The organism is Micromonospora fiedleri (assembly GCF_016774385.1).
Lineage (GTDB): Bacteria > Actinomycetota > Actinomycetes > Mycobacteriales > Micromonosporaceae > Micromonospora > Micromonospora gifhornensis.
In genome coordinates this window covers 216,820-237,788 of sequence record NZ_JAETXL010000002.1, presented here as the reverse complement: position 1 = coordinate 237,788, position 20,969 = coordinate 216,820, and the positions used below count along the sequence as shown (strand labels likewise).

Annotated in this window: 17 protein-coding genes; 13 read left to right on the top strand and 4 right to left on the bottom strand. The window is 70.9% G+C overall.

Translation table 11 applies throughout. The features are described from left to right. Nucleotides 1-35 precede the first annotated feature (35 nt). The 3 genes from JMF97_RS05090 to tkt are packed head-to-tail and all read right to left on the bottom strand — an operon-like array spanning nucleotide 36 to nucleotide 5,026. Nucleotides 36-1,664, bottom strand: a complete 1,629-nt coding sequence (locus tag JMF97_RS05090) for a glucose-6-phosphate isomerase (protein ID WP_203220469.1) — start codon at nucleotides 1,662-1,664, stop codon at nucleotides 36-38. Nucleotides 1,665-1,712: 48 nt separating this feature from the next. Further along, nucleotides 1,713-2,870, bottom strand: coding sequence for a transaldolase (tal, locus tag JMF97_RS05085; protein WP_203220468.1), 1,158 nt, complete (start codon nucleotides 2,868-2,870; stop codon nucleotides 1,713-1,715). A gap of 17 nt (nucleotides 2,871-2,887) precedes the next feature. Next, complete coding sequence (tkt, locus tag JMF97_RS05080; RefSeq protein ID WP_203220467.1) at nucleotides 2,888-5,026, bottom strand: transketolase; 2,139 nt, start codon at nucleotides 5,024-5,026, stop codon at nucleotides 2,888-2,890. Between the two features lie 280 nt (nucleotides 5,027-5,306). On the opposite strand from tkt, the gene JMF97_RS05075 reads away from it, so the two are divergent. The 3 genes from JMF97_RS05075 (at nucleotide 5,307) to JMF97_RS05065 (ending at nucleotide 7,830) form a co-directional block, all read left to right on the top strand. After that, entirely contained in the window at nucleotides 5,307-6,263 is a 957-nt protein-coding gene (locus JMF97_RS05075) for a heme o synthase (protein ID WP_013734942.1), read from the top strand. A 301-nt stretch (nucleotides 6,264-6,564) separates the two neighbouring features. After that, a complete protein-coding gene (locus JMF97_RS05070) occupies nucleotides 6,565-6,900 on the top strand; it encodes a hypothetical protein (protein ID WP_203220466.1) in 336 nt (111 codons plus the stop codon). Nucleotides 6,901-6,906: 6 nt separating this feature from the next. Continuing rightward, nucleotides 6,907-7,830 carry an ATP-grasp domain-containing protein gene (locus JMF97_RS05065; protein WP_203220465.1) on the top strand — a complete coding sequence of 308 codons (924 nt, stop codon included), beginning with the start codon at nucleotides 6,907-6,909 and terminating at the stop codon, nucleotides 7,828-7,830. 221 nt (nucleotides 7,831-8,051) lie between these two features. On the opposite strand, the gene JMF97_RS05060 is transcribed toward JMF97_RS05065, so the two are convergent. Continuing rightward, nucleotides 8,052-9,041: a COX15/CtaA family protein gene (locus tag JMF97_RS05060; protein ID WP_203220464.1), complete on the bottom strand. Its 990-nt coding sequence runs from the start codon at nucleotides 9,039-9,041 to the stop codon at nucleotides 8,052-8,054. Nucleotides 9,042-9,138: 97 nt separating this feature from the next. On the opposite strand from JMF97_RS05060, the gene JMF97_RS05055 reads away from it, so the two are divergent. The 10 genes from JMF97_RS05055 (at nucleotide 9,139) to JMF97_RS05010 (ending at nucleotide 20,775) form a co-directional block, all read left to right on the top strand. Then, entirely contained in the window at nucleotides 9,139-9,930 is a 792-nt protein-coding gene (locus JMF97_RS05055; protein WP_203220463.1) for a helix-turn-helix transcriptional regulator, read from the top strand. After that, nucleotides 9,927-11,357: a Fe-S cluster assembly protein SufB gene (sufB, locus tag JMF97_RS05050; protein WP_013734937.1), complete on the top strand. Its 1,431-nt coding sequence runs from the start codon at nucleotides 9,927-9,929 to the stop codon at nucleotides 11,355-11,357. The genes JMF97_RS05055 and sufB overlap by 4 nt, the downstream gene beginning before the upstream one ends. 78 nt (nucleotides 11,358-11,435) lie before the next feature. Next, nucleotides 11,436-12,578, top strand: a complete 1,143-nt coding sequence (gene sufD / locus JMF97_RS05045) for a Fe-S cluster assembly protein SufD (protein ID WP_203220462.1) — start codon at nucleotides 11,436-11,438, stop codon at nucleotides 12,576-12,578. Next, a complete protein-coding gene (locus tag JMF97_RS05040; protein ID WP_203220461.1) occupies nucleotides 12,578-12,922 on the top strand; it encodes a non-heme iron oxygenase ferredoxin subunit in 345 nt (114 codons plus the stop codon). The genes sufD and JMF97_RS05040 overlap by 1 nt, the downstream gene beginning before the upstream one ends. After that, a complete protein-coding gene (gene sufC / locus JMF97_RS05035) occupies nucleotides 12,922-13,695 on the top strand; it encodes a Fe-S cluster assembly ATPase SufC (RefSeq protein ID WP_203220460.1) in 774 nt (257 codons plus the stop codon). The genes JMF97_RS05040 and sufC overlap by 1 nt, the downstream gene beginning before the upstream one ends. A gap of 25 nt (nucleotides 13,696-13,720) precedes the next feature. Beyond that, nucleotides 13,721-15,025, top strand: coding sequence for a cysteine desulfurase (locus tag JMF97_RS05030; protein ID WP_203220459.1), 1,305 nt, complete (start codon nucleotides 13,721-13,723; stop codon nucleotides 15,023-15,025). Between the two features lie 42 nt (nucleotides 15,026-15,067). Further along, the gene (sufU, locus tag JMF97_RS05025; protein ID WP_126710522.1) at nucleotides 15,068-15,544 is read left to right on the top strand and encodes a Fe-S cluster assembly sulfur transfer protein SufU; all 477 of its coding nucleotides are present in this window, start codon (nucleotides 15,068-15,070) and stop codon (nucleotides 15,542-15,544) included. After that, nucleotides 15,541-15,978, top strand: a complete 438-nt coding sequence (locus JMF97_RS05020) for a metal-sulfur cluster assembly factor (protein WP_203220458.1) — start codon at nucleotides 15,541-15,543, stop codon at nucleotides 15,976-15,978. The genes sufU and JMF97_RS05020 overlap by 4 nt, the downstream gene beginning before the upstream one ends. 225 nt (nucleotides 15,979-16,203) lie before the next feature. Next, complete coding sequence (locus tag JMF97_RS05015; RefSeq protein ID WP_203220877.1) at nucleotides 16,204-16,851, top strand: LysE family transporter; 648 nt, start codon at nucleotides 16,204-16,206, stop codon at nucleotides 16,849-16,851. Between the two features lie 306 nt (nucleotides 16,852-17,157). After that, nucleotides 17,158-20,775: a M12 family metallo-peptidase gene (locus JMF97_RS05010; RefSeq protein ID WP_238358777.1), complete on the top strand. Its 3,618-nt coding sequence runs from the start codon at nucleotides 17,158-17,160 to the stop codon at nucleotides 20,773-20,775. Nucleotides 20,776-20,969 lie beyond the last annotated feature (194 nt).

Sequence of the window (20,969 nt, the reverse complement as noted above, 5' to 3'; positions counted from 1 at the left end):
CGCCTCCTCGCTCCGCTCGTCCACATCGTTCATCGTCATGCCCGCAGCGACCCGACCGCGTCGAGCAGTTGGGCCAGGCCCGCCGACCGGCCGGTCAGGTGCAGCCGTAACAGCGGGCGCTCGTGACCGGCCAGGGCCTGCCGGTCGCCGGCGGCCTGTGCCGCCTGCAGCTCCCCGAAGGAGTACGGCTCGCCGGGCACCGGCAGATCAACATCGACCGTACCGGTTATCTGGAGAAAGCTACCCAACCGTGGGCCACCGTTGTGGTACTGACCGGTGGCGTGCCGGTGGCGTGGCCCCCAACCGAAGGTGACCGGCCGGGCGGTGAGCTGCGCCAGCAGCGGGCGCAGCCGGGCCGCGTCGGCGTCGGCGTGCCGGTCGAGGTACGCCGTGACGGCCAGGTAGCCGCCGTCGTCCAGTCCGGACAGCAGGTGCCGGAGCGCGCCGGTCAGGTCCGCCGGTGTGCCCGTCGGGGCGTACACCTCGATCGTGCCCTCGACCGACGACGGTGTCGGTGCCGACGGACGTTGCACCAGGACGGCGGCGGTGTGCTCGTCGGCCGCGGACACGTCCGGCCGGTCGAACGGATCCACCCCGAGCACGTCGGCGGCCAGGGCGGTGGCGTACTGCCAGGCCAGGAAGTGGGCGCCGAGCGGCCCGTTGACCGCGATGTCGGGGGTGACGCCGAGGGCCGGCAGGTCACCTGCGGCGAGCGCGCCGCCGTAGCTGACGGTGAGCCGGTCCGGGCCCCTCAGGTGAGGGCTGGCCGGTGACTCGACCACCACCGGCAGGAGACCGAGCCCGTCCTTGCCGGTGGACTCGGCGAGCACCTGCTCGACCCAGTCGCCCAGCCCTTCGACGCCGGTGCCGTCGTCGACCAGGACGACCGTGTCCCGTCCGGTCGTGGCGGCGGTGGCCAGCGCGGCACCGAGCGCCAGGCCCGGGTTCGCGTCGGCACTGTCCAGGGTGGCCGCGAACTCCTCGGCCTGGTCCAGCAGGTCGGCCACCGCGACCCCGGCGAGCGCGCAGGGGACCAGGGCGTACGCGGTCAGCGCCGCGAAGCCGCCGTCGACCTCGGGGTCGGCGGGCACGGTGATCGCGCCCAGTTCGGCGGCGACCGCCGCCAGCGGCGAGCCCGGATCGGTGACCACGACGAAGTGCCGCCCCGTCTCCGACTCGGTCAGCCCCGAGTCGAGGAACGCCTGCCGGTAGGCGCGCCGGAGACAGTCGACCTCCGGCGTGCTGCCGGCCAGCACCACGACGGTGCGGGCCAGCCGGTCGGCCAGCGTGGCGCGTACCCGACCGGGGTCGGTGGTGTCGAGCACGGTCAGCGCCCGACCGGTGGTCCGGGCGACGACCTGCGCCGCGAGCGACGAGCCGCCCACGCCGGCGAGCACCACATGATCCAGGTCGGCCAGCTCCGCGGTCAGCTCGGCGAGCTGGGGGAGCAGCTCGCGGCCCCGCCGGTGGGCGTCCAGCCAGCCGAGCCGGCCGACCGCGTCCGGACCCCACAGCGTCGGATCCCTGGCGACCAGCCGGCGCGGTACGTCGGCGGCGACCAACGCCTGCCGGGTGGACGCCGACGCGCTGGCGTCCACCGCCCGCGCGCCGTGCACCGCGAGACCGCCAGCGGCCTCGACCGGTGCGGCCAGCAGATCACCCACGCCGCCGCCCGTCGCGGGCGGCGGCGTGAGCGACGCCGGGGCGAACCGTCACGCAGCTCCTCCGGCCCGCGCGGCGCCGCCCGGGTGACCGGTGCCCTGGGCAGCAGCGACCAACGACTTGCGTACGCCGTCGAGCAGCTCCTGCCAGCTGGCTTCGAACTTCTCCACGCCCTCACGTTCCAGCGTCTCGATCACGTCGGCCATGTCGACGCCGACAGCGGCGAGCCGCTCGAAGGCCTGCCGGGCGTCGTCGTACGCGTTGGTGACGGTGTCGGGGCGGGTCTCGCCGTGCTCAGCGTAGGCGTGGATGACCGCCTCCGGCATGGTGTTGACCGTTCCGGGGGCGATCAGCTCCTCGACGTAGATGACGTCCCGGTAGTCCGGGTTCTTCGTCGAGGTGGAGGCCCACAGCGGGCGCTGCGGGTGCGCCCCGGCATCGGCGAGGGCCTGCCAGCGGTCGCTGCCGAAGACCTCGCTGTAACGCTCGTACGCCAGCCGGGCGTTGGCCACGGCGGCCTTGCCGCGCAGCGCCTTGGCCTCGTCCGAGCCGATCTTCTCCAGCCGCTTGTCCACCTCGGTGTCGACCCGGGAGACGAAGAACGAGGCCACCGAGGCGATCGTGGACAGGTCGTGGCCGTTGGCCCTGGCCTGCTCCATACCGGCGAGGAAGGCCTCCATCACCTGCGAGTAGCGGTCCAGGCCGAAGATCAGCGTCACGTTGACGCTGATCCCCTCGGCCAGGGTGGCGGTGATCGCCGGCAGGCCGTCCTCGGTCGCCGGGATCTTGATGAACAGGTTGGGCCGGTCGACCAGCCACCACAGCGCCTTGGCCTCGGCCACGGTGCGCTCCGCCTCATGGGCCAGCCGCGGGTCCACCTCGATCGAGACCCGGCCGTCGACCCCGCCGCTGGCGTCGTACGCCGGACGCATCACGTCGCAGGCCCACCGCACGTCGTAAGTGGTGAGCATGCGGACCGCCTCCTCGACGTCGACGCCCCGCACGGCCAGGTCACGCAGCTGCCCGTCGTAGGTGTCGGCGTCGCTCAACGCCTTGGCGAAGATCGTCGGGTTGGTGGTCACCCCGACCACGTGCTTGTCCCGGCGCAGCTGGTCCAGCCCACCGGAGGACAGTCGTACCCGGGAAAGGTCGTCGAGCCAGACCGCCACCTTCGCGGCGGACAGCTCACCAAGCCTGTCGGTCGTCATGTGCGCCAACGCTCCCCTCAGTTGCCGGTGGTGAAACCGGTGATGTCCCCGACGCGGGTCAGCGCCGCGTGCGCGGCGGCGACGATCCGGTCGGGGGTGAAGCCGAACTGCTCGAACAGCACCGAGTGCGGGGCGCTGGCACCGTAGTGCTCCAGGCTGACGGTCTCGCCGCAGTCGCCGACGATCCCGCGCCAGGACATCGCGATGCCCGCCTCCACGCTCACCCGGGCCTTTACCCCGCGCGGCAGCACCGACTCCCGGTACGCCTCGTCCTGCTCGAAGAACCACTCCTGGCAGGGCATCGACACCACCCGGGTGGGGGTGCCGTCGGCCTCCAGCCGCTCCCGGGCGGTCAGGCAGAGCTGCACCTCGGAGCCGGTGCCGATGATGATCACCTGCGGCTTGCCGGTGGACGCCTCGGCCAGCACGTAGCCGCCCTTGGCGACGCCGTCCGCGCCGGCCAGCTGGGAGCGGTCCAGGGTCGGCAGCGGCTGACGGCTCAACGCCAGCGCGGTCGGCCGGTCGGTGTGCTCCAGGGCCTGCCGCCACGCCCACGCCGTCTCGTTGGCATCGGCCGGGCGGACCACGTCCAGGCCGGGGATGGCGCGCAGCGCGGTCAGGTGCTCCACCGGCTGGTGGGTCGGGCCGTCCTCGCCGAGGCCGATCGAGTCGTGCGTCCAGACGTAGACCACCGGCAGCTTCATCAGCGCGGCCAGCCGTACGGAGGGGCGCATGTAGTCGCTGAACACCAGGAAGGTGCCGCCGTACGGGCGGGTGCCACCGTGCAGGGCGATGCCGTTGAGGATCGCGCCCATGGCGTGCTCACGGATGCCGAAGTGCAGCGTGCGGCCGTACTCGTGGCCGGGGAACTCCTTGGTGGCGTACTGGCTCGGTACGAAGGAGGGCTCGCCCTTCATCGTGGTGTTGTTGCTCTCGGCCAGGTCGGCGGAGCCACCCCACAGCTCGGGCAGCACCGGGGCGAGCGCGCCCAGCACCTTGCCGGAGGCGGCCCGGGTCGCCACGCCCTTGGCGTCGGCCGGGAACTCCGGCAGCGCCTCCGTCCAGCCCTCCGGCAGGGCCCGCGCGGCCAGCCGGTCGTAGAGCGCGCGACGCTGCGGGTTGGCCTCGGACCAGGCGCCGAAGGCGGTCGTCCACTCCTGCTGCTCGGCCTCGCCGCGGCGCAGCGCACCCCGGGTGTGGGCGAGCACCTCCTCGGTGACCTGGAACGACCCGGCCGGGTCGAAGCCGAGGATCTCCTTGGTGGCGGCCACCTCGTCGGCGCCGAGCGCCGAGCCGTGGATCTTGCCGGTGTTCTGCTTGTTCGGTGCCGGCCAGCCGATGATGGTGCGCAGCGCGATGAACGACGGGCGGCCGGTCTCCGCCTTGGCGGCCAGCAGCGCCGCGTACAGCTCCTCGACGTTCTCGTGGTAGTCGCCCTGGTCGGCGTCGCCACGCCGCCAGTCGACCTTCTGTACGTGCCAGCCGTACGCCGCGTAGCGGGCCGACACGTCCTCGCTCATCGCGATGCGGGTGTCGTCCTCGATCGAGATCTCGTTGTCGTCGTAGATCACGCAGAGGTTGCCCAGCTGCTGGTGCCCGGCCAGCGCGCTGGCCTCGTGGCTGATGCCCTCCTCGATGTCACCGTCGGAGGCGATGCACCAGATGTGGTGGTCGAACACCGACTCGCCCGGCTCGGTCTCGGGGTCGAACAGGCCGCGCTCGCGGCGCGCCGCCATGGCCATGCCGACGGCGTTGCCCAGACCCTGCCCGAGCGGGCCGGTGGTGGTCTCCACGCCCGGGGTGTGCCCGTGCTCCGGGTGGCCCGGGGTGAGCGAGCCCCACTGCCGCAGCGACTTGAGGTCGTCCAGGCTGAGCGGGTAGCCGGCCAGGAAGAGCTGGATGTACAGCGTCAGGCTGGAGTGGCCGGCGGACAGCACGAAGCGGTCCCGACCGGGCCACGACGGGTCGGCCGGGTTGTGCCGCATGACCCGGTTGAACAACAGGTACGCCGCGGGGGCGAGACTCATCGCCGTACCGGGGTGGCCGTTGCCGGATTTCTCCACGGCGTCCATGGCCAGCACGCGGACGGTGTCCACGGCACGGCGGTCGAGGTCGGACCAGTCAAGTGCGGGGTGCTCGGGTCGTTTGGCAGCCACGGTGGTTAGTGCTCCTCGGCGAGATGGGCGGAACCCTCACTGGTGACCCTATCGAGCGTCCCGGAACGTGCGCCCGAGGATCTCAGCATGCTGGTCTGTACGGTTCGGCCCGGCCGCCCGGTTCAGCTGGGACGATCAGCCTTCGGTGTGACGGTTCGCACCGTTGCCGGGTCGCCCGGGCAGCCAAAACGACAACGCGTAGTGTGTGGGGCGGTTGTGTGTGGATCCGCTGGGTCCGACCGCCTCGATCTCCCCTGCCGACGCCGGAAGGTGGCAATCCGTGAGCATGATCACCGAGCGCCCGGTCAGTAACCCTGCCGGGGAGTCGCCGGTGTGCTCGGCGGAGGACTCGCCGGCCCGGTCCCGCGACGTGCGGGCGGTGGTGGCCGCGTACGTGTCGCTGACCAAGCCGCGCATCGTCGAGCTGCTGCTGGTCACCACCGTGCCGGCGATGATGCTCGCGCACGGCGGGCTGCCGTCGCTGTGGCTGGTCGCGGTGGTGCTCGTCGGCGGCTCGCTCGCCGCCGGTGCCGCCAGCGTCCTCAACTGCTACATCGACCGCGACATCGACCAGGTGATGCGGCGGACCAAGCGTCGGCCGCTGCCCGCGCACACCGTGACGCCGCGCAACGCCCTGATCTTCGGTCTGGTGCTGGCGGTGGTCTCGGTCGTGCTGATGGCGGCCTTCACCAACCTGCTCGCCGCCGGGCTGACCCTGGCCGCGATCGTCTACTACGACCTGGTCTACACGCTGTGGTTGAAGCGCACCACCACGGCGAACACCTTCTGGGGCGGGGCCTGCGGGGCCGCGCCGGTGTTGATCGGCTGGGCGGCGGTGACCGGTTCGCTGTCGCCGGTGGCCTGGGCGCTGTTCGCGGTGGTCTTCTTCTGGCAGATGCCGCACTTCTATCCCCTGGCCATGAAGTACAAGGACGACTACGCCCGCGCCGGCATCCCGATGCTGCCGGTGGTGGCCTCCGTCCGGCGGGTGAACGCCGAGATCGTGTTCTTCGCCTGGCTGACGGTGCTCTCCTCGCTGGCCGTCTGGGCGCTCGGCCTGAGCCCGGTGTACGGCGTACCGACGCTGGTGGTGGGTGCGATCTTCATCGTCGAGGCGCACAAGCTGGCCGGGCGGGCCCGGCGGGGCGAGGCGGTCAAGCCGATGCGGCTGTTCCACTGGTCCACGACCTACCTGACCATCGTCTTCGCCGCCGCCGCCCTCGACGCGCTCCTCTGAGGCGCGTTCCTCCGAGACGCCCCGGTAAGGCCCGTTTCGGCGCCGCAGTATAGGAAGGGTTCCTTCTTATCAAGTGGCAGCAGTCGATGTGGGTGTCTGAATTGTCGCCGTAGGTAGGCCGCGACGGATTCTGCGTGTTCCCGGCCGATTGAGCCCCATCTGACCGGTGGTTATGGCCGATTTAGGCCGGATAAATGCGGGCGAAAAGGTATCCCGTTTCCCTAAACCTTGGCGTTATCGGTATCACAAAAAGCTTACGGTTCTCCTACCTTCGGCCCCTTGTTTGCTTAGGCTTCGCGTTATGGCAGATGGTTCCGATACGACGCTGACGGCTGAACAGACCCCCTCCGGCTCGGTCCCCAACGGGCTGGTCGCGGGGATCAGGTCGTTCGCCGCCGGACATGGCGGGGCGAAAGCGGTCATCGAGTACGTCGGCAAGCGCGGTGCCCGGATCGTCCTGGTGGGTTCGGACGGTGCCTGGGGAGACCAGTTCGCAGAGGACACGGTCGTCGCCCGGGAGGCCTGCGCGCAGGCCGGGGTCGCCGTGGAGAACGCCTGGGAGCGGGAACTGATGGACCAGATGCGCCCGAGCAACGACCTCTGGCGTTCGATGGCCCGTCGCACGATGGCCCGTTGAGATAAATTGACCGACCACCACCAGCCGGCCCGGGGGAAACCCCGGGTCGCTCTCGTCACCTGTACCGAATTCGCCGAACTCGAAGCGGACGATCGCCTCGTGATCGAACCGCTGGCCGCCCGCGACATCGCCGCCGAACCGGTCGTCTGGGACGACCCGGCCGTCGACTGGGCCGGCTACGACCTGGTCGTGCTCCGCTCGCCCTGGGACTACATGTCCCGCCGCGACGACTTCGTCGCCTGGGCGGCCCGGGTGCCCCGACTGGTCAACCCGGCCGACGTGGTGCGCTGGAACACTGACAAGCGCTACCTCGACGAACTGCGTGCCGCCGGGGTGCCGACCGTACCCACCGGCTGGGTGCTGCCCGGTGAGTCGTGGCAGCCGCCCACCGACGACGGCGAGTACGTCGTCAAGCCGTCGATCAGCGCCGGCAGCCAGGACACCGGCCGCTACGACCTGGCCGATCCGGAGCACCGGGAACTCGCCGTGGCGCACGTACGCCGGCTCGGCGACGCCGGTCGGATCGCCATGATCCAGCCGTACCTGAACGCGGTGGACACCGCCGGGGAGACCGCGCTGCTCTACTTCGCCGGCCCGCAGGGGCTGGCGTTCAGCCACGCCATCCGCAAGGGGCCGATGCTGTCCGGTCCCGACCTGGGCACGGAAGGGCTCTACAAGCCCGAGGAGATCAGCCCGCGTACCGCCACCGCGGACCAGCTCGCGGTGGCCGAGCGCACCCTGGCCGTGGTGCCCGGCGGGACGGACCGCCTGCTCTACGCCCGGGTGGATCTGATCCCCGGCCCGGACGGCACGCCGGTGCTGGTCGAGTTGGAGCTGACCGAGCCGTCCCTGTTCCTCGGCTACGCGCCAGGCGCCCCCGACCGCCTCGCCGAGGCCATCCACACCCACCTGCCCCACCCACCCACCTGACCCCAGCGCCACCTCACCCCCGCCCCGCTGACGCGGCCGCCTGACCTCGCCGCCGCCCGACCCCACGCCCGACTTCGTCGGGTCAGGGGCGGGCGGGGCGGAGTCGGCTTGCACGATCCGGGATCGAGTGGCCTTGATCCCGAGGAAGGCCACTCGATCCCGGATCGAGCGTGATCTTGCGGCGATCCCAGCGGGCCGCGGCGGGGCGGGCGCGGGGCGGGTCAGGCGTGGGCGGTGACTGGCTCCGGGGCGGGGGTGACGGATCCGGGTGGGGTGGTCGGGGTGGTGGGGTCGGGGTGTGCGGGGCGGCGTTCGCGGATCGACCAGAGCACCGACAGGGTGGCCAGCCAGACCAGGCAGGAGCCGAGCATGTGGGCGCCCACCAGCAGCACCGGCAGGTTGGTGAAGTACTGCACGAAGCCGATCACGCCCTGGGCCAGCTCGACCAGCAGCAGGGTGCGGACGGCCCGTACCGCCCCCACGGGGGCGCCGAGGGCGCGCAGCGCCAGCCACAGGCCGACGGTCAGGCCGATTAGCAGGAAGACCAGGTCGGCGTGCACCTGGGAGATGGTCTGCGGGTCCAGGCCGTTGCGAACCGCGTCGGCGTCACCGGCGTGCGGGCCGCTGCCGGTGACCAGCACCCCGACGACGATGACCGCCGCGCTGACCACCACCGTGATCCAGGTCAGGGCGCGCAGCGGCGGGGGGACCAGGGCGACCTTCGGGCCGTCGGGTTCGCGCACCTGCCGCCACAGGGCGTACGAGACGAGCAGCAGCAGCATCGAGACCACGAAGTGGATGCCCACGATCGAGGGGTGCAGCTGGGTGCGTACGGTGATGCCGCCGATCACGGCCTGCGCCACGATGCCCAGTACGACGGCCAGCGCCAGGGGCAGCGCTCCCCGCCGACGCGGGCGGTGCGCCAGGACGGCCAGCAGGGTGGCGCCGGCGATCAGCACCAGGACGAACGTGAGCAGCCGGTTGCCGAATTCGATCACCCCGTGCATGCCCATCTCGGCCGTCGTGGTGTAGGAATCATCGGTGCACCTGGGCCAGGTGGGGCAGCCGAGGCCCGAGGCGGTCAGGCGGACCGCCCCGCCGGTGACGACGATCACCACGTTCGCCACGATGTTGGCGAACGCGAGGCGGCGGAGCAGCGTGCTGGAGACCGGGAACCGGGCAGGTCGCTTCACGGAGCGAATCCTACGCACCGTAGTTGTCCCCGATCGGGTGACTCCGCCCTTTCGGTGGCTCGGATCACCGGACCCCCGTTTGCAGGGCCTGATCGAATTACGTAACGTGGGCGTTGTGAAAAAGGCGGCAGGGCTCCCCGAGCACCCGTCGGCGGCCGATTCGGTCGCCGACCGCTCGACGCCACCCGCCTCCACCAGGCCGGTTGCGGATGCTACTCCCAGCGGCGACCTGTCGACCCGCAGCCGGGTCACCCAGCTGCTGCTGGAGCGCCGTGCCGCCACCGCCGCCCAGCTGGGCGGCGCGCTGGGGCTCAGCCCGGCGGCGATCCGCCGGCACCTCGACGCGATGCTCGCCGACGGTGACGTCATCGCCCGCGAGCAGACGGTGCGCGGTCACCGGGGGCGGGGTCGCCCGGCCAAGGTGTTCCTGCTGACCGATGCCGCGCGCAGCCGCTGCGGCACCCACCACTACGACAACATGGCCACCGCCGCGCTGCGGTGGATCGCCCGCACGGGTGGCCCGCGCGCGGTGGAGGAGTTCGCCGCCGAGCAGGTGGCCGCCCTGGAGGCGCGCTGTCAGGCGGCCCTGGCCGATGCCGGGGACGAGCCGATGGCGCGGGCGGAGGCTCTCGCCGCCGCACTGACCGCCGAGGGTTACGCTGCCAGTGCGTCCACGATCGCCTCCGGCGGCCAGCTCTGTCAGCATCACTGCCCGGTGGCGCACGTGGCCGCCGAGTTCCCCGCGCTGTGCGAGGCCGAGACCACGGTGATCTCCCGCCTGGTCGGCACGCACGTGCAGCGCCTGGCCACCATCGCGCACGGTGACGGGGTGTGCACCACGCACATTCCCGGTTCGCCGCCTGCCCAGTCCGGTATGACCGTCACCACTGTGAGGACAGATAGATGACCGAGCAGATCGTCCAGCCCCTGACCCAGGAGGAGCAGCTCGCCGCCCTGGGTAACTACGAGTACGGCTGGGCCGACCCGGACGTCGCCGGCGCTGTGGCTCAGCGTGGCCTCAACGAGGCGGTGGTGCGGGACATCTCGGCCAAGAAGAACGAGCCGGCCTGGATGCTCGACCTGCGGCTGAAGGGCCTGCGGCTGTTCGAGCGCAAGCCGATGCCGGCCTGGGGCGCCGACCTCACCGGGATCGACTTCGACAACATCAAGTACTTCGTGCGGTCCACCGAGAAGCAGGCCACCAGCTGGGAGGACCTGCCCGAGGACATCAAGAACACCTACGACAAGCTGGGCATCCCGGAGGCGGAGAAGCAGCGGCTGGTCGCCGGTGTGGCGGCGCAGTACGAGTCCGAGGTGGTCTACCACAAGATCCGTGAGGACCTGGAGGAGCAGGGTGTCGTCTTCCTTGACACCGACACCGCCCTCAAGGAGCACGAGGACATCTTCAAGGAGTACTTCGGCACGGTGATCCCGGTCGGCGACAACAAGTTCGCCGCGCTGAACACGTCCGTGTGGTCCGGTGGCTCGTTCATCTACGTGCCGAAGGGCGTGCAGGTGGAGATCCCGCTGCAGGCGTACTTCCGGATCAACACCGAGAACATGGGCCAGTTCGAGCGGACGCTGATCATCGTCGACGAGGGCGCATACGTCCACTACGTCGAGGGCTGCACCGCGCCCATCTACTCCTCGGACTCGCTGCACAGCGCGGTCGTCGAGATCATCGTCAAGAAGAACGCCCGCTGCCGCTACACCACCATCCAGAACTGGTCGAACAACGTCTACAACCTGGTCACCAAGCGCGCGGTGTGCCACGAGGGCGCGACCATGGAGTGGATCGACGGCAACATCGGCTCCAAGGTGACCATGAAGTACCCGGCGGTCTACATGACCGGCGAGCACGCCAAGGGCGAGGTGCTCTCGGTGGCGATGGCCGGCGAGGGGCAGCACCAGGACGCCGGCGCCAAGATGGTGCACGCGGCACCGCACACCAGCAGCACCATCGTGTCGAAGTCGATCGCCCGGGGTGGCGGCCGGACCTCGTACCGGGGCCTGGTGCAGGTGCTGGAGGGCTCGCACAGCAGCGCCAGCACGGTCAAGTGCGACGCCCTGCTGGTGGACACCATCTCCCGCTCGGACACCTACCCGTACGTCGACATCCGCGAGGACGACGTCTCGATGGGGCACGAGGCCACCGTCTCCAAGGTCAGCGAGGACCAGCTCTTCTACCTGATGAGCCGGGGCCTGAGCGAGGACGAGGCGATGGCGATGATCGTGCGTGGCTTCATCGAGCCGATCGCCAAGGAACTGCCGATGGAGTACGCCCTGGAGCTCAACCGCCTGATCGAGCTGCAGATGGAGGGCGCGGTCGGCTGACCCCGCCCGGCGGGCCGGCACGCCCGGCCCGCCATCCCAGCACCTTCACCGTCGTCGCAAGAACAGACCAAGGACGAGATGACTATCCAGGCTTCCGCGCCGCCGACCACCAAGTCGCAGGCGCTGCGCTCGTACGACGTCGCCGACTTCCCGGCCCTGACCGGCCTGGAGGAGGAGTGGCGCTTCACCCCGCTCAAGCGGCTGCGCGGGCTGGTCGGTGACGATCGCATCGCCACCGGCACGGTCCGGCACGAGTACGCCGACCTGCCCGAGGGCGTGCTGGTGGAGCGGATCGGCCGCGACGACCCGCGGGTCGGTACGGTGCTCACCCCGTTCGACCGGGTCAGCGCGCTGGCCTACGGCGGCGTCGAGCAGGCGCTGCTGGTGCGGGTGGCCCAGGACGCGGTGGTCAGCGGCCCGGCCGTGCTGCGGGTGGTCGGCGAGGGCAGCGAGGGTCTGGCCTTCGGGCACACCGTCGTCGAGGTGGGCCGGTTCGCCGAGGTGATCCTGGTGCTGGAGCACGTGGGTTCGGCGACCCTGGCCGACAACGTCGAGGTGACCGTCGGGGACGGGGCGAAGCTGACCCTGGTCACCGTCGCCGACTGGGCCGACGACGCCGTGCAGGCCCAGCACCTGAAGGTGAAGCTGGGCCGCGACGCCCGGGTGCTGCACGTGCAGGTGAGCCTCGGCGGTGACCTGGTCCGGCAGTACACCACTGTCGAGTACACCGACCGGGGTGGCGAGGCCGAGCTGTACGGCGTCTACTTCGCCGACTCCGGCCAGCACCTGGAGCACCGCCAGCTGGTCGACCACACCGTGCCGGACTGCCGCAGCTACGTCGGCTACCGGGGCGCGTTGCAGGGCGAGAGCGCCCACACCGTCTGGGTCGGTGACGTGCTGATCCGGGCCGAGGCGACCGGCACCGACACGTACGAGATCAACCGGAACCTGCTGCTCACCGACGGCGCGCGGGCGGACTCCGTACCGAACCTGGAGATCGAGACCGGCGAGATCGCCGGCGCCGGTCACGCCAGCGCCACCGGCCGCTTCGACGACGAGCAGCTGTTCTACCTGATGGCCCGGGGCATCCCGGAGGCCGAGGCCCGCCGGCTGGTGGTGCGCGGCTTCTTCGCCGAGCTGCTGAACAAGATCCCGGTCGAGGAGTTGCGAGAGCGGCTGGGGGAGACCATCGAGGCGCGGCTCACCAAGGCGGGCGCCTGATGATCCGGATCTGTGCGGTCGAGGACGTGCCGAAGGGCACCGCGATCAGCGCCGATGTCGAGGGCATCCAGATCGCGCTGGTGCACGGTGAGGACGACCGGTTCTACGCCGTGCACGACGAGTGCTCGCACGCCGCCGTGGCGCTCTCCGAGGGCGAGGTGGAGGGCTGCACGCTGGAGTGCTGGCTGCACGGCTCCCGCTTCGACCTGCGTACCGGCGAGCCGACCGGCCTGCCCGCGACCGAACCCGTCCCTGTCTACCCCGTCGAAGTCCGCGACGGCGACATCTACCTTCCCGTGGGCGACGACGGCCGCCCGAAGCCGAGCAATGGAGTGACCCGATAATGAGCACCCTGGAGATCCGTGACCTGCAGGTGTCGGTCAAGCTGCCCGAGGGTGAGCTCAAGCCGATCCTGCACGGGGTAAACCTGACGGTCAATTCGGGCGAAACCCACGCCATCATGGGTCCGAACGGCTCCGGCAAGTCGACCCTGGCGTACTCGATCGCCGGTCACCCGAAGTACGAGATCACCGGTGGTTCGGTGACCCTCGACGGCGTCGACGTGCTGGAGATGTCCGTCGACGAGCGGGCCCGCGCCGGCCTCTTCCTGGCCATGCAGTACCCGGTCGAGGTGCCCGGCGTGTCGGTGGCGAACTTCCTGCGTACTGCAAAGACCGCGATCGACGGCGAGGCGCCGAAGCTGCGGACCTGGGGTGCCGAGCTGCGCGGCGCGATGGAGCGCCTGCACATGGACCCGGCGTTCGCCCAGCGCAACGTCAACGAGGGCTTCTCCGGTGGCGAGAAGAAGCGGCACGAGATCGTGCAGCTGGAGCTGCTCAAGCCGAAGGTGGCCATCCTCGACGAGACCGACTCCGGCCTCGACGTGGACGCGCTGCGGGTGGTCAGCGAGGGCGTGAACCGGGTGCGTGACACCGGTGACACCGGCCTGCTGCTGATCACCCACTACACCCGGATCCTGCGCTACATCAAGCCGGACTTCGTGCACGTCTTCGTGGCCGGCCGGATCGTCGAGCAGGGTGGCCCGGAGCTGGCCGACAAGCTTGAGGAAGAGGGCTACGAGCGGTACGTGGCCGGGGCCGGTTCGGCGCGGGCCTGATCCCAAGGAAAGGCTGGTCACGACGATGACCACCATCGCGATCCCGCCGGGGATGCCGCAGTACGACGACGAGCCGCGCTACGACGTGGCGGCGGTACGCGCCGACTTCCCGATCCTCGGTCGGGAGATCAACGGCCATCCGCTGGTCTACCTCGACAGCGCCAACACCTCGCACAAGCCGCGTCAGGTGCTCGACGTGCTGCGCGAGCACTACGAGCAGCACAACGCCAACGTGTCCCGGTCGGTGCACACGCTGGGCACCGAGGCCACCGAGGGGTACGAGACGGCCCGGGCGAAGGTGGCGTCGTTCATCAACGCGCCGAGCGTCGACGAGGTGGTGTTCACCAAGAACTCCACCGAGGCGATCAACATCGTGGCGTACGCCTTCTCCAACGCCTCGCTGCGCGCGGACGCCGACCCTCGGTTCCGGCTCGGCCCGGGTGACGAGATCGTCATCTCCGAGATGGAGCACCACTCGAACATCGTGCCGTGGCAGTTGCTGGCCGAGCGCACCGGCGCGACGCTGCGCTGGTTCCCGGTCACCGAGCAGGGCCGGCTGGACGAGTCGGGGCTGACGGACCTGGTCACCGAGCGGACGAAGATCGTCTCGCTGGTGCACATGTCCAACATCCTGGGCACGGTCAACGCCACCGCGCGGATCACCGAGCGGGTCCGCGAGGTGGGTGCGCTGCTGCTGTGGGACTGCTCGCAGTCGGTGCCGCACATGCCGATCGACGTGGTCGACCTGGACGCGGACTTCATCGTCTTCACCGGGCACAAGATGTGCGGCCCGACCGGCATCGGGGTGCTGTGGGGGCGGTCGGAACTGCTCGCCGCGATGCCGCCGGTGCTCGGCGGCGGTTCGATGATCGAGACGGTGACGCTGGCCGGCTCGACGTTCGCCGCGCCGCCGGCCCGGTTCGAGGCGGGCACCCCGCCGATCGCCGAGGCGGTCGCGCTGGGTGCGGCCGTGGACTATCTCACCGCGCTCGACATGCGGGCCATCCAGTGGCACGAGAAGCAGTTGACCGCGTACGCCCTGGATGCTCTGGGTAGCGTGCCCGGCCTGCGGATCTTCGGCCCGGACGTGCCGATCGGCCGGGGTGGCACGATCTCCTTCGCCCTCGGCGACGTGCATCCGCACGACGTCGGGCAGGTGCTCGACTCCCTGGGTGTGCAGGTGCGGGTGGGCCACCACTGCGCCCGGCCGGTCTGCACCCGCTTCGGGGTGCCGGCGATGACCCGGGCCTCGTTCTACCTCTACACCACCACCGAGGAGATCGACGCCCTGGTGGCGGGCCTGGAGCAGGTGCGGAAGGTGTTCGAGTGAGCGGCGACGCAGGAGTCCGCGAGTCGACAGGAGCTCAGCCTGATGCAACTTGATGCTCTTTATCAGGAGATCATCCTGGATCACTACAAGCACCCGCAGGGGCGCGGGCTGCGCGACGCCGCCGAGCCGACCGACCGGGTGGCCGAGGCGCACCACGTCAACCCCACCTGTGGTGACGAGGTGACCGTGCGGGTGGCCACCGACGGCGAGGTGCTGCACGACGTGTCGTACGACGGCATGGGCTGCTCGATCAGCCAGGCGTCGGCCAGCGTGCTGCACGAGCTGCTGACCGGCCGGGAGGCGGCAGCGGCGTTCCAGGTGCACGAGGCGTTCGTGGCCCTGATGTCCGGCCGTGGCCAGGTCACGCCGGACGAGGAGGTGCTCGGCGACGGGGTGGCGTTCGAGGGTGTCGCCCGCTATCCCGCCCGGGTCAAGTGCGCGTTGTTGCCGTGGATGGCGTTCAAGGACGCCGCGGCACGCGCCGGTGTGGGCGCGAGCCCGACGGAGGTGAAGGCATGACCGAGGAAAGCAGCACGCCGGAGTCGGGCGCGGTGGCGACCGACAGCGCGGCGACGCCGGCCACCGATGCGTCGGCGACGCCCGCCGCCGATGGTGCGGCAGCGCGCGGCAAGGCCGCCGTGGCCGACGTCGAGGAGGCGATGAAGGACGTCGTCGACCCGGAGTTGGGCATCAACGTGGTCGACCTCGGCCTGGTGTACGGGGTGCACGTCGACGACGAGAACGTGGCCACCCTGGACATGACGCTGACGTCGGCGGCCTGCCCGCTCACCGACGTGATCGAGGACCAGGCCCGCCAGGCGCTGACCACCGGCCCGGGTGGCGGTCTGGTCAACGACATCCGGATCAACTGGGTCTGGCTGCCGCCGTGGGGCCCCGACAAGATCACCGACGAGGGTCGGGACCAGCTCCGCTCCCTCGGCTTCAACGTCTGACGCGTACGTCCAGCGCCCGGAGCCCGGCCGTTGCCGGTGCTCCGGGCGCTGTCTGTCCTGCCCCGGACGGCCTCACCCCGACCGGCGGTAAATCGCTGGCGCGGCGCGGGTCGCCGGGGGCAGGATCAGCCTCGTGTTCGAGGTGTGTCTGATCAAGTCGTCCGCTGTCGCCGTGACATTCGTCGCGGGCCGACAGCAGCGGTCGACCGGTTCCGCCTCGATCCGCTGCCGACCGTCGTGACCGGCGCGTTCCTGGCCGGCCTGATCGCCGGCTACGGGGTGGCCATCCCGGTCGGTGCGATCGCCGTCCTCATCCTCGGGCTCGCCGCACGGACGTCGTTCCGGGTCGGCGCGTCCGCGGCACTCGGGGTGGCCACCGCCGACGGGATCTACGCCGGGGTCGCGGCGTTCGGCGGGGCCGTCGTCGCCGGTTGGCTGGCGCCGCTGGCCACGCCGCTGCGGCTGGTCGCGGCCGGGGTGCTGGTGGGTCTGGCCGGGTACGGGGTGTGGCGGGCCCTGCGGCCGCGCGGCCGGACGCGAGCGGTCGGGGGACCGGCCACCCGGCGCGGGCTGGAGACCCCGATCCGGGCGTTCGCCGGGATCGGTGCGTTGACCCTGCTGAATCCGGCCACCGTCGTCTACTTCACCGCGCTGGTGCTAGGCCGGGTGGAACTCGGCGGGTCCGGGGTCGCCCTCGCGGCGCTCTTCACGCTCGGGGTGTTCCTCGCCTCCGCCAGCTGGCAACTGCTGATCGCGGCCGGCGGCACGATGATCGGACGGGTGCTCACCAGCGACCGTGGTCGTCTGGTGACCGCCCTGCTGTCGAGCGCCATCATCGCGGCCCTCGCCGTGGCCACCCTCATCGGTCGCTGATCGGGCGCAACCGCTCCAATGCGGACAGTCCGGCGGCGACAGTCGACCGACAATCGTGTCCCGGTGCGACTGTCCGGCCCGTTCTTACCCTGTTCAGGGGATGTCTGACATCCGCCGTCCACCTAGGGTTCTGTCAGATCCGTAGATCATCCACGGCTGTCCCGCGGATCCGGGCGGACGTGGTCGGTCTCACCCCTCCATCAACAGGGAGCTGACTTGAGGACCCCCCTCACCCACCCATCGGGTGGCCGACCGGCGCATGGTCGGTCACGTCGTGGTCGGCTGGCCACATTCCTGGTAACCGCGATGACCGCGGCGTTGCTGCCGGTCCTGGCGGCGCCGGCGACCGCGTCCGCCGCCCCCTCCGCCGAGGGACCGTGGCGGAAGGTGGACGGCAAGCCCGCGGCCACCAAGTCCGGCCGGGCGGCCGCGATCAAGGCGAAGCGGCTCAGTGCCTACACCCTCGACCGTGCCGGTATCAAGGGCGTGCTGGACAAGGCCCCGACGGAGAACCGCCGGGCGTTGCGCCAGTCGAAGCAGGTGGTGTCGCTGCCCGCGCCGGACGGCACCTTCCAGCGCTTCGAGCTGGTCAAGTCGCCGGTGATGGAGGCCGGTCTGGCCGCCAAGCACCCGGAGATCACCACGTACGCCGGTAAGGGTCTGGACGACCCGACCGCGACGATCCGGGCGGACCTGACCCCGCTCGGCTTCCACGCCTCGATCCGCTCGGCCGAGGGCGCCTGGTACATCGACCCCCTCTACGAGCGCGACCAGAGCCTGTACGCGAGCTACTTCGCCCGCGACCTGGAGGACCGGCACGGCGACTTCGTCGAGCGTGAGGACGTCGAGACGGCGGCCCACGCCCTGCACGACGAGATCCACGAGGCGCTCGACGAGCCGGTGGCCGGCCCGCGGGTGAACCTGCGCACCTACCGGCTCGCCTTCGTCACCGACCCGACGTACGCCAACTACTTCGGTGCGGAGAACGTGACCGCGGCGAAGGTGACGCTGATCAACCGGGTGAACCAGATCTACGAGGACGAGACCGCCATCCGGCTGGTCCTGGTCAACGACACCGACAAGACCAACCTGAACACCCCGGCCCTGGCCACCGAGCCGAACGGCCCGTGCGGCTCGGCGCCGTGCTACACCCCGGCCCAGGTCGCCGGCTGCAGCAGCGGCCTGTTGAACCGCAACCGGATCGTGCTCGGCCAGATCATCGGTGCCAGCAACTACGACGTCGGCCACATCGGCCTCGGCCTCAGCGGTGGCGGTATCGCCGGTCTCGGCGTGGTCGGCGGCGACGGCAAGGCCCGTGGCTGCACCGGTCTGCCGAACCCGGTCGGTGACTACTTCGCGGTCGACTATGTGGCCCACGAGATCGGTCACCAGTTCGCCGGCAACCACACCTTCAACGGCAACCAGCACAACTGCTCCGGCGGTAACCGCAGCGCGGCCAACTCGTACGAGCCGGGCAGCGGTTCGTCGATCATGGCGTACGCCGGCATCTGCCGGCAGGACAACCTCCAGCCGCACACCGACCCGTACTGGTCGCACCGGACCTTCACGGAGATCACGAACTTCGTGACCGCGAACCGGCCGGCCATCAACGAGGTGCAGACGGTGTCGCTTGTCGACTTCGACACCAACGGCGACTCGTTCACGGTCAACTACGGTGGCGTCGACTCGGCGCCGATCGTGCGCGGGGTCAACTACACCACCGCGGGGATCAAGGCGGCGATCGAGTCCATCGCCGGTTGGCCGGCGGGGGCAGGCGTCAACGTGGCCGCCTTCGGTGGCAGCGGCACGCTCAACGACACCGGCTTCCAGGTCACCTTCACCGGCACCCTGGCCGCCACCAACGTCGCCTCGCTGGCCCTGACCAACCTCAACGGGGTCACCGGCTTCGTCGGTGAGACCGCCAAGGGTGGTGCCATCGACAATGGCGGGTACCTGGTCGAGCAGACCACCAACCACGCCCCTGTGGTCACCGTGCCGGACAACGTCACCATCCCGGTGCGTACGCCGTTCGCCCTGACCGGTAGCGCCACCGATGTCGACGGTGACACCCTGACCTACCTGTGGGAGCAGAACGACCGGGGCGGCAGCGCCGGTACCGCGTTGATGAACAACACCAAGACCAACGGCCCGCTGTTCCGGGTCTTCGGTGAGCCGGCCTGGGTGTCCCCGGAGGACGCCCTGAAGTACCACTCGCCGGGCCAGAACGCGGTCACCACGAACTCCACCCGGGTCTTCCCGGACATGAAGCAGATCCTGGTGGGCAACACCAACGCCAAGACCGGTGCCTGCCCGACCCCGCCGGCCCCGCCGACCAGCGGTAGCGCCTCGAACGTCCCGCCGGAGATCCTGGACTGCTACTCGGAGTTCCTGCCCACCCGCGACTGGGTCGGCTTCAACAACGATCGGACGATGAACTTCAAGCTCACCGCCCGGGACGGTCGCCTCGGTGGCGGCGGCATCGGCAGCGCCAGCGTCGCGCTGACCCTGGCGCCGGACGCCGGACCGTTCCTGGTCACCTCGCAGGCCGCCGCCACCACCGTCGACGGTGGCTCGGCGCAGACCGTGACCTGGGACGTCGCCGGCACCGACGCGGCGCCGGTGAACACCGGCAACGTGAAGATCACGCTGTCGGTGAACGGTGGCGACACCTTCCCGTACGTGCTGGCCGAGAGCACCCCGAACACCGGTACCGCGACGGTGAACCTGCCGAACGTGGCCACCGACAAGGCCCGGATCAAGATCGAGGCGGTCGGCAACGTCTTCTTCGCCGTCAACGACGCCGAGTTCACCATCCGGTCCGCGCCCGAGGTGTCCCACGACGCCCCGGCCGGCGGGGTTAGCGTCCAGTACAGCGACGCCCTGGCGCCGACGGTGACGATCCGGGCGACCGACGGCGACACCGCCGGCTCGGCGCTCACCGCGTCCGCCACCGGCCTGCCGGCCGGCCTGGTGCTGACCGTGGCGAACACCTCCGGCACGGACACCCGGCCCGGCACCCGTACCTGGACGGTCACCGGCACCACCGCGGCGGCGCCGGGCGACTACCCGGTCACCGTCACCGTGGCCGACGGCTCCGGCCTGACCGGCAGCACCTCGTTCACCATCCGGGTGACCCCGGAGAACGCGGCGGCCACCTGGGCCGGGGACACGCTGGTGACCACCGTGACCAACGGTGCCGCCGGCAGCGCCCTGCTGCGGACCGTCCTGCGGGACAGCTCGGTGCTCCCGTCGAGCGCCGACACCACCGCCGGTGACCTGCGCAACGCCACGGTCACCTTCACCGCGAACGGAGCGACCCTCTGCACCGCCACGGTGGGCCTGCTCGGCGCGGCCACCACCACCGGCTCGGCGGCCTGCACGGCCACCCTGCCGGCGGGCACCCACACGGTCACCGCGACCGTCGGCGGCCACTACACCGGCAGCACCACCGCCACGGTGCGGGTGGCCGTCTCCGACGGCGGCTTCCTCACCGGTGGTGGTCACCTGACCGCCGGTCGGTCCGCCGGGACCTACCCGGCCGACGGGAACTCGAAGGTCTCGGTGGAGCTGAACGCCAAGCCGGCCACGAGCAAGAAGGCCGCCTCGGGCAAGGCCGACATCGAGTTCCGCTCCGGTGGCAAGACCTACACGATCAAGGCCACCACGGTCGCCGGCGGTGGCATCACCTCCGCCGGTAAGCGGGCCGACCTGCGCTACCAGGCCAGCCTGTACGACAGCAAGGGCAAGCTGGTCGCCAGCGGCCTGACGCTGGCGGTGACGGTGACCGACCGGGGCGCTCCCGGGCGCAACGACTCCGTCGGGCTCACCCTGTGGCAGGGCGGTGTCCTGCTCTTCTCGTCCGACTGGACGGGCACGGGGACCGGCGAGGTCAACCTGACCGGCGGCAACCTCACGGTGCACTGACCGACAGGTGACTGACGCGGGAGGACACCTCGGGTGTCCTCCCGCGTTCCGTTTCCCGGCCGGCGTGCCGGCCCAGCCCAGCAGGCGGCCAGGGCCAGCCACGGCCGTCACCTCGGGTCGTAGTTCGGCGTGCCCCAGCGGTCGGAGGGCCGTCCCGCCTGCCAGGGCCGCCGCCCGGTGTCGTACGGTCGGGG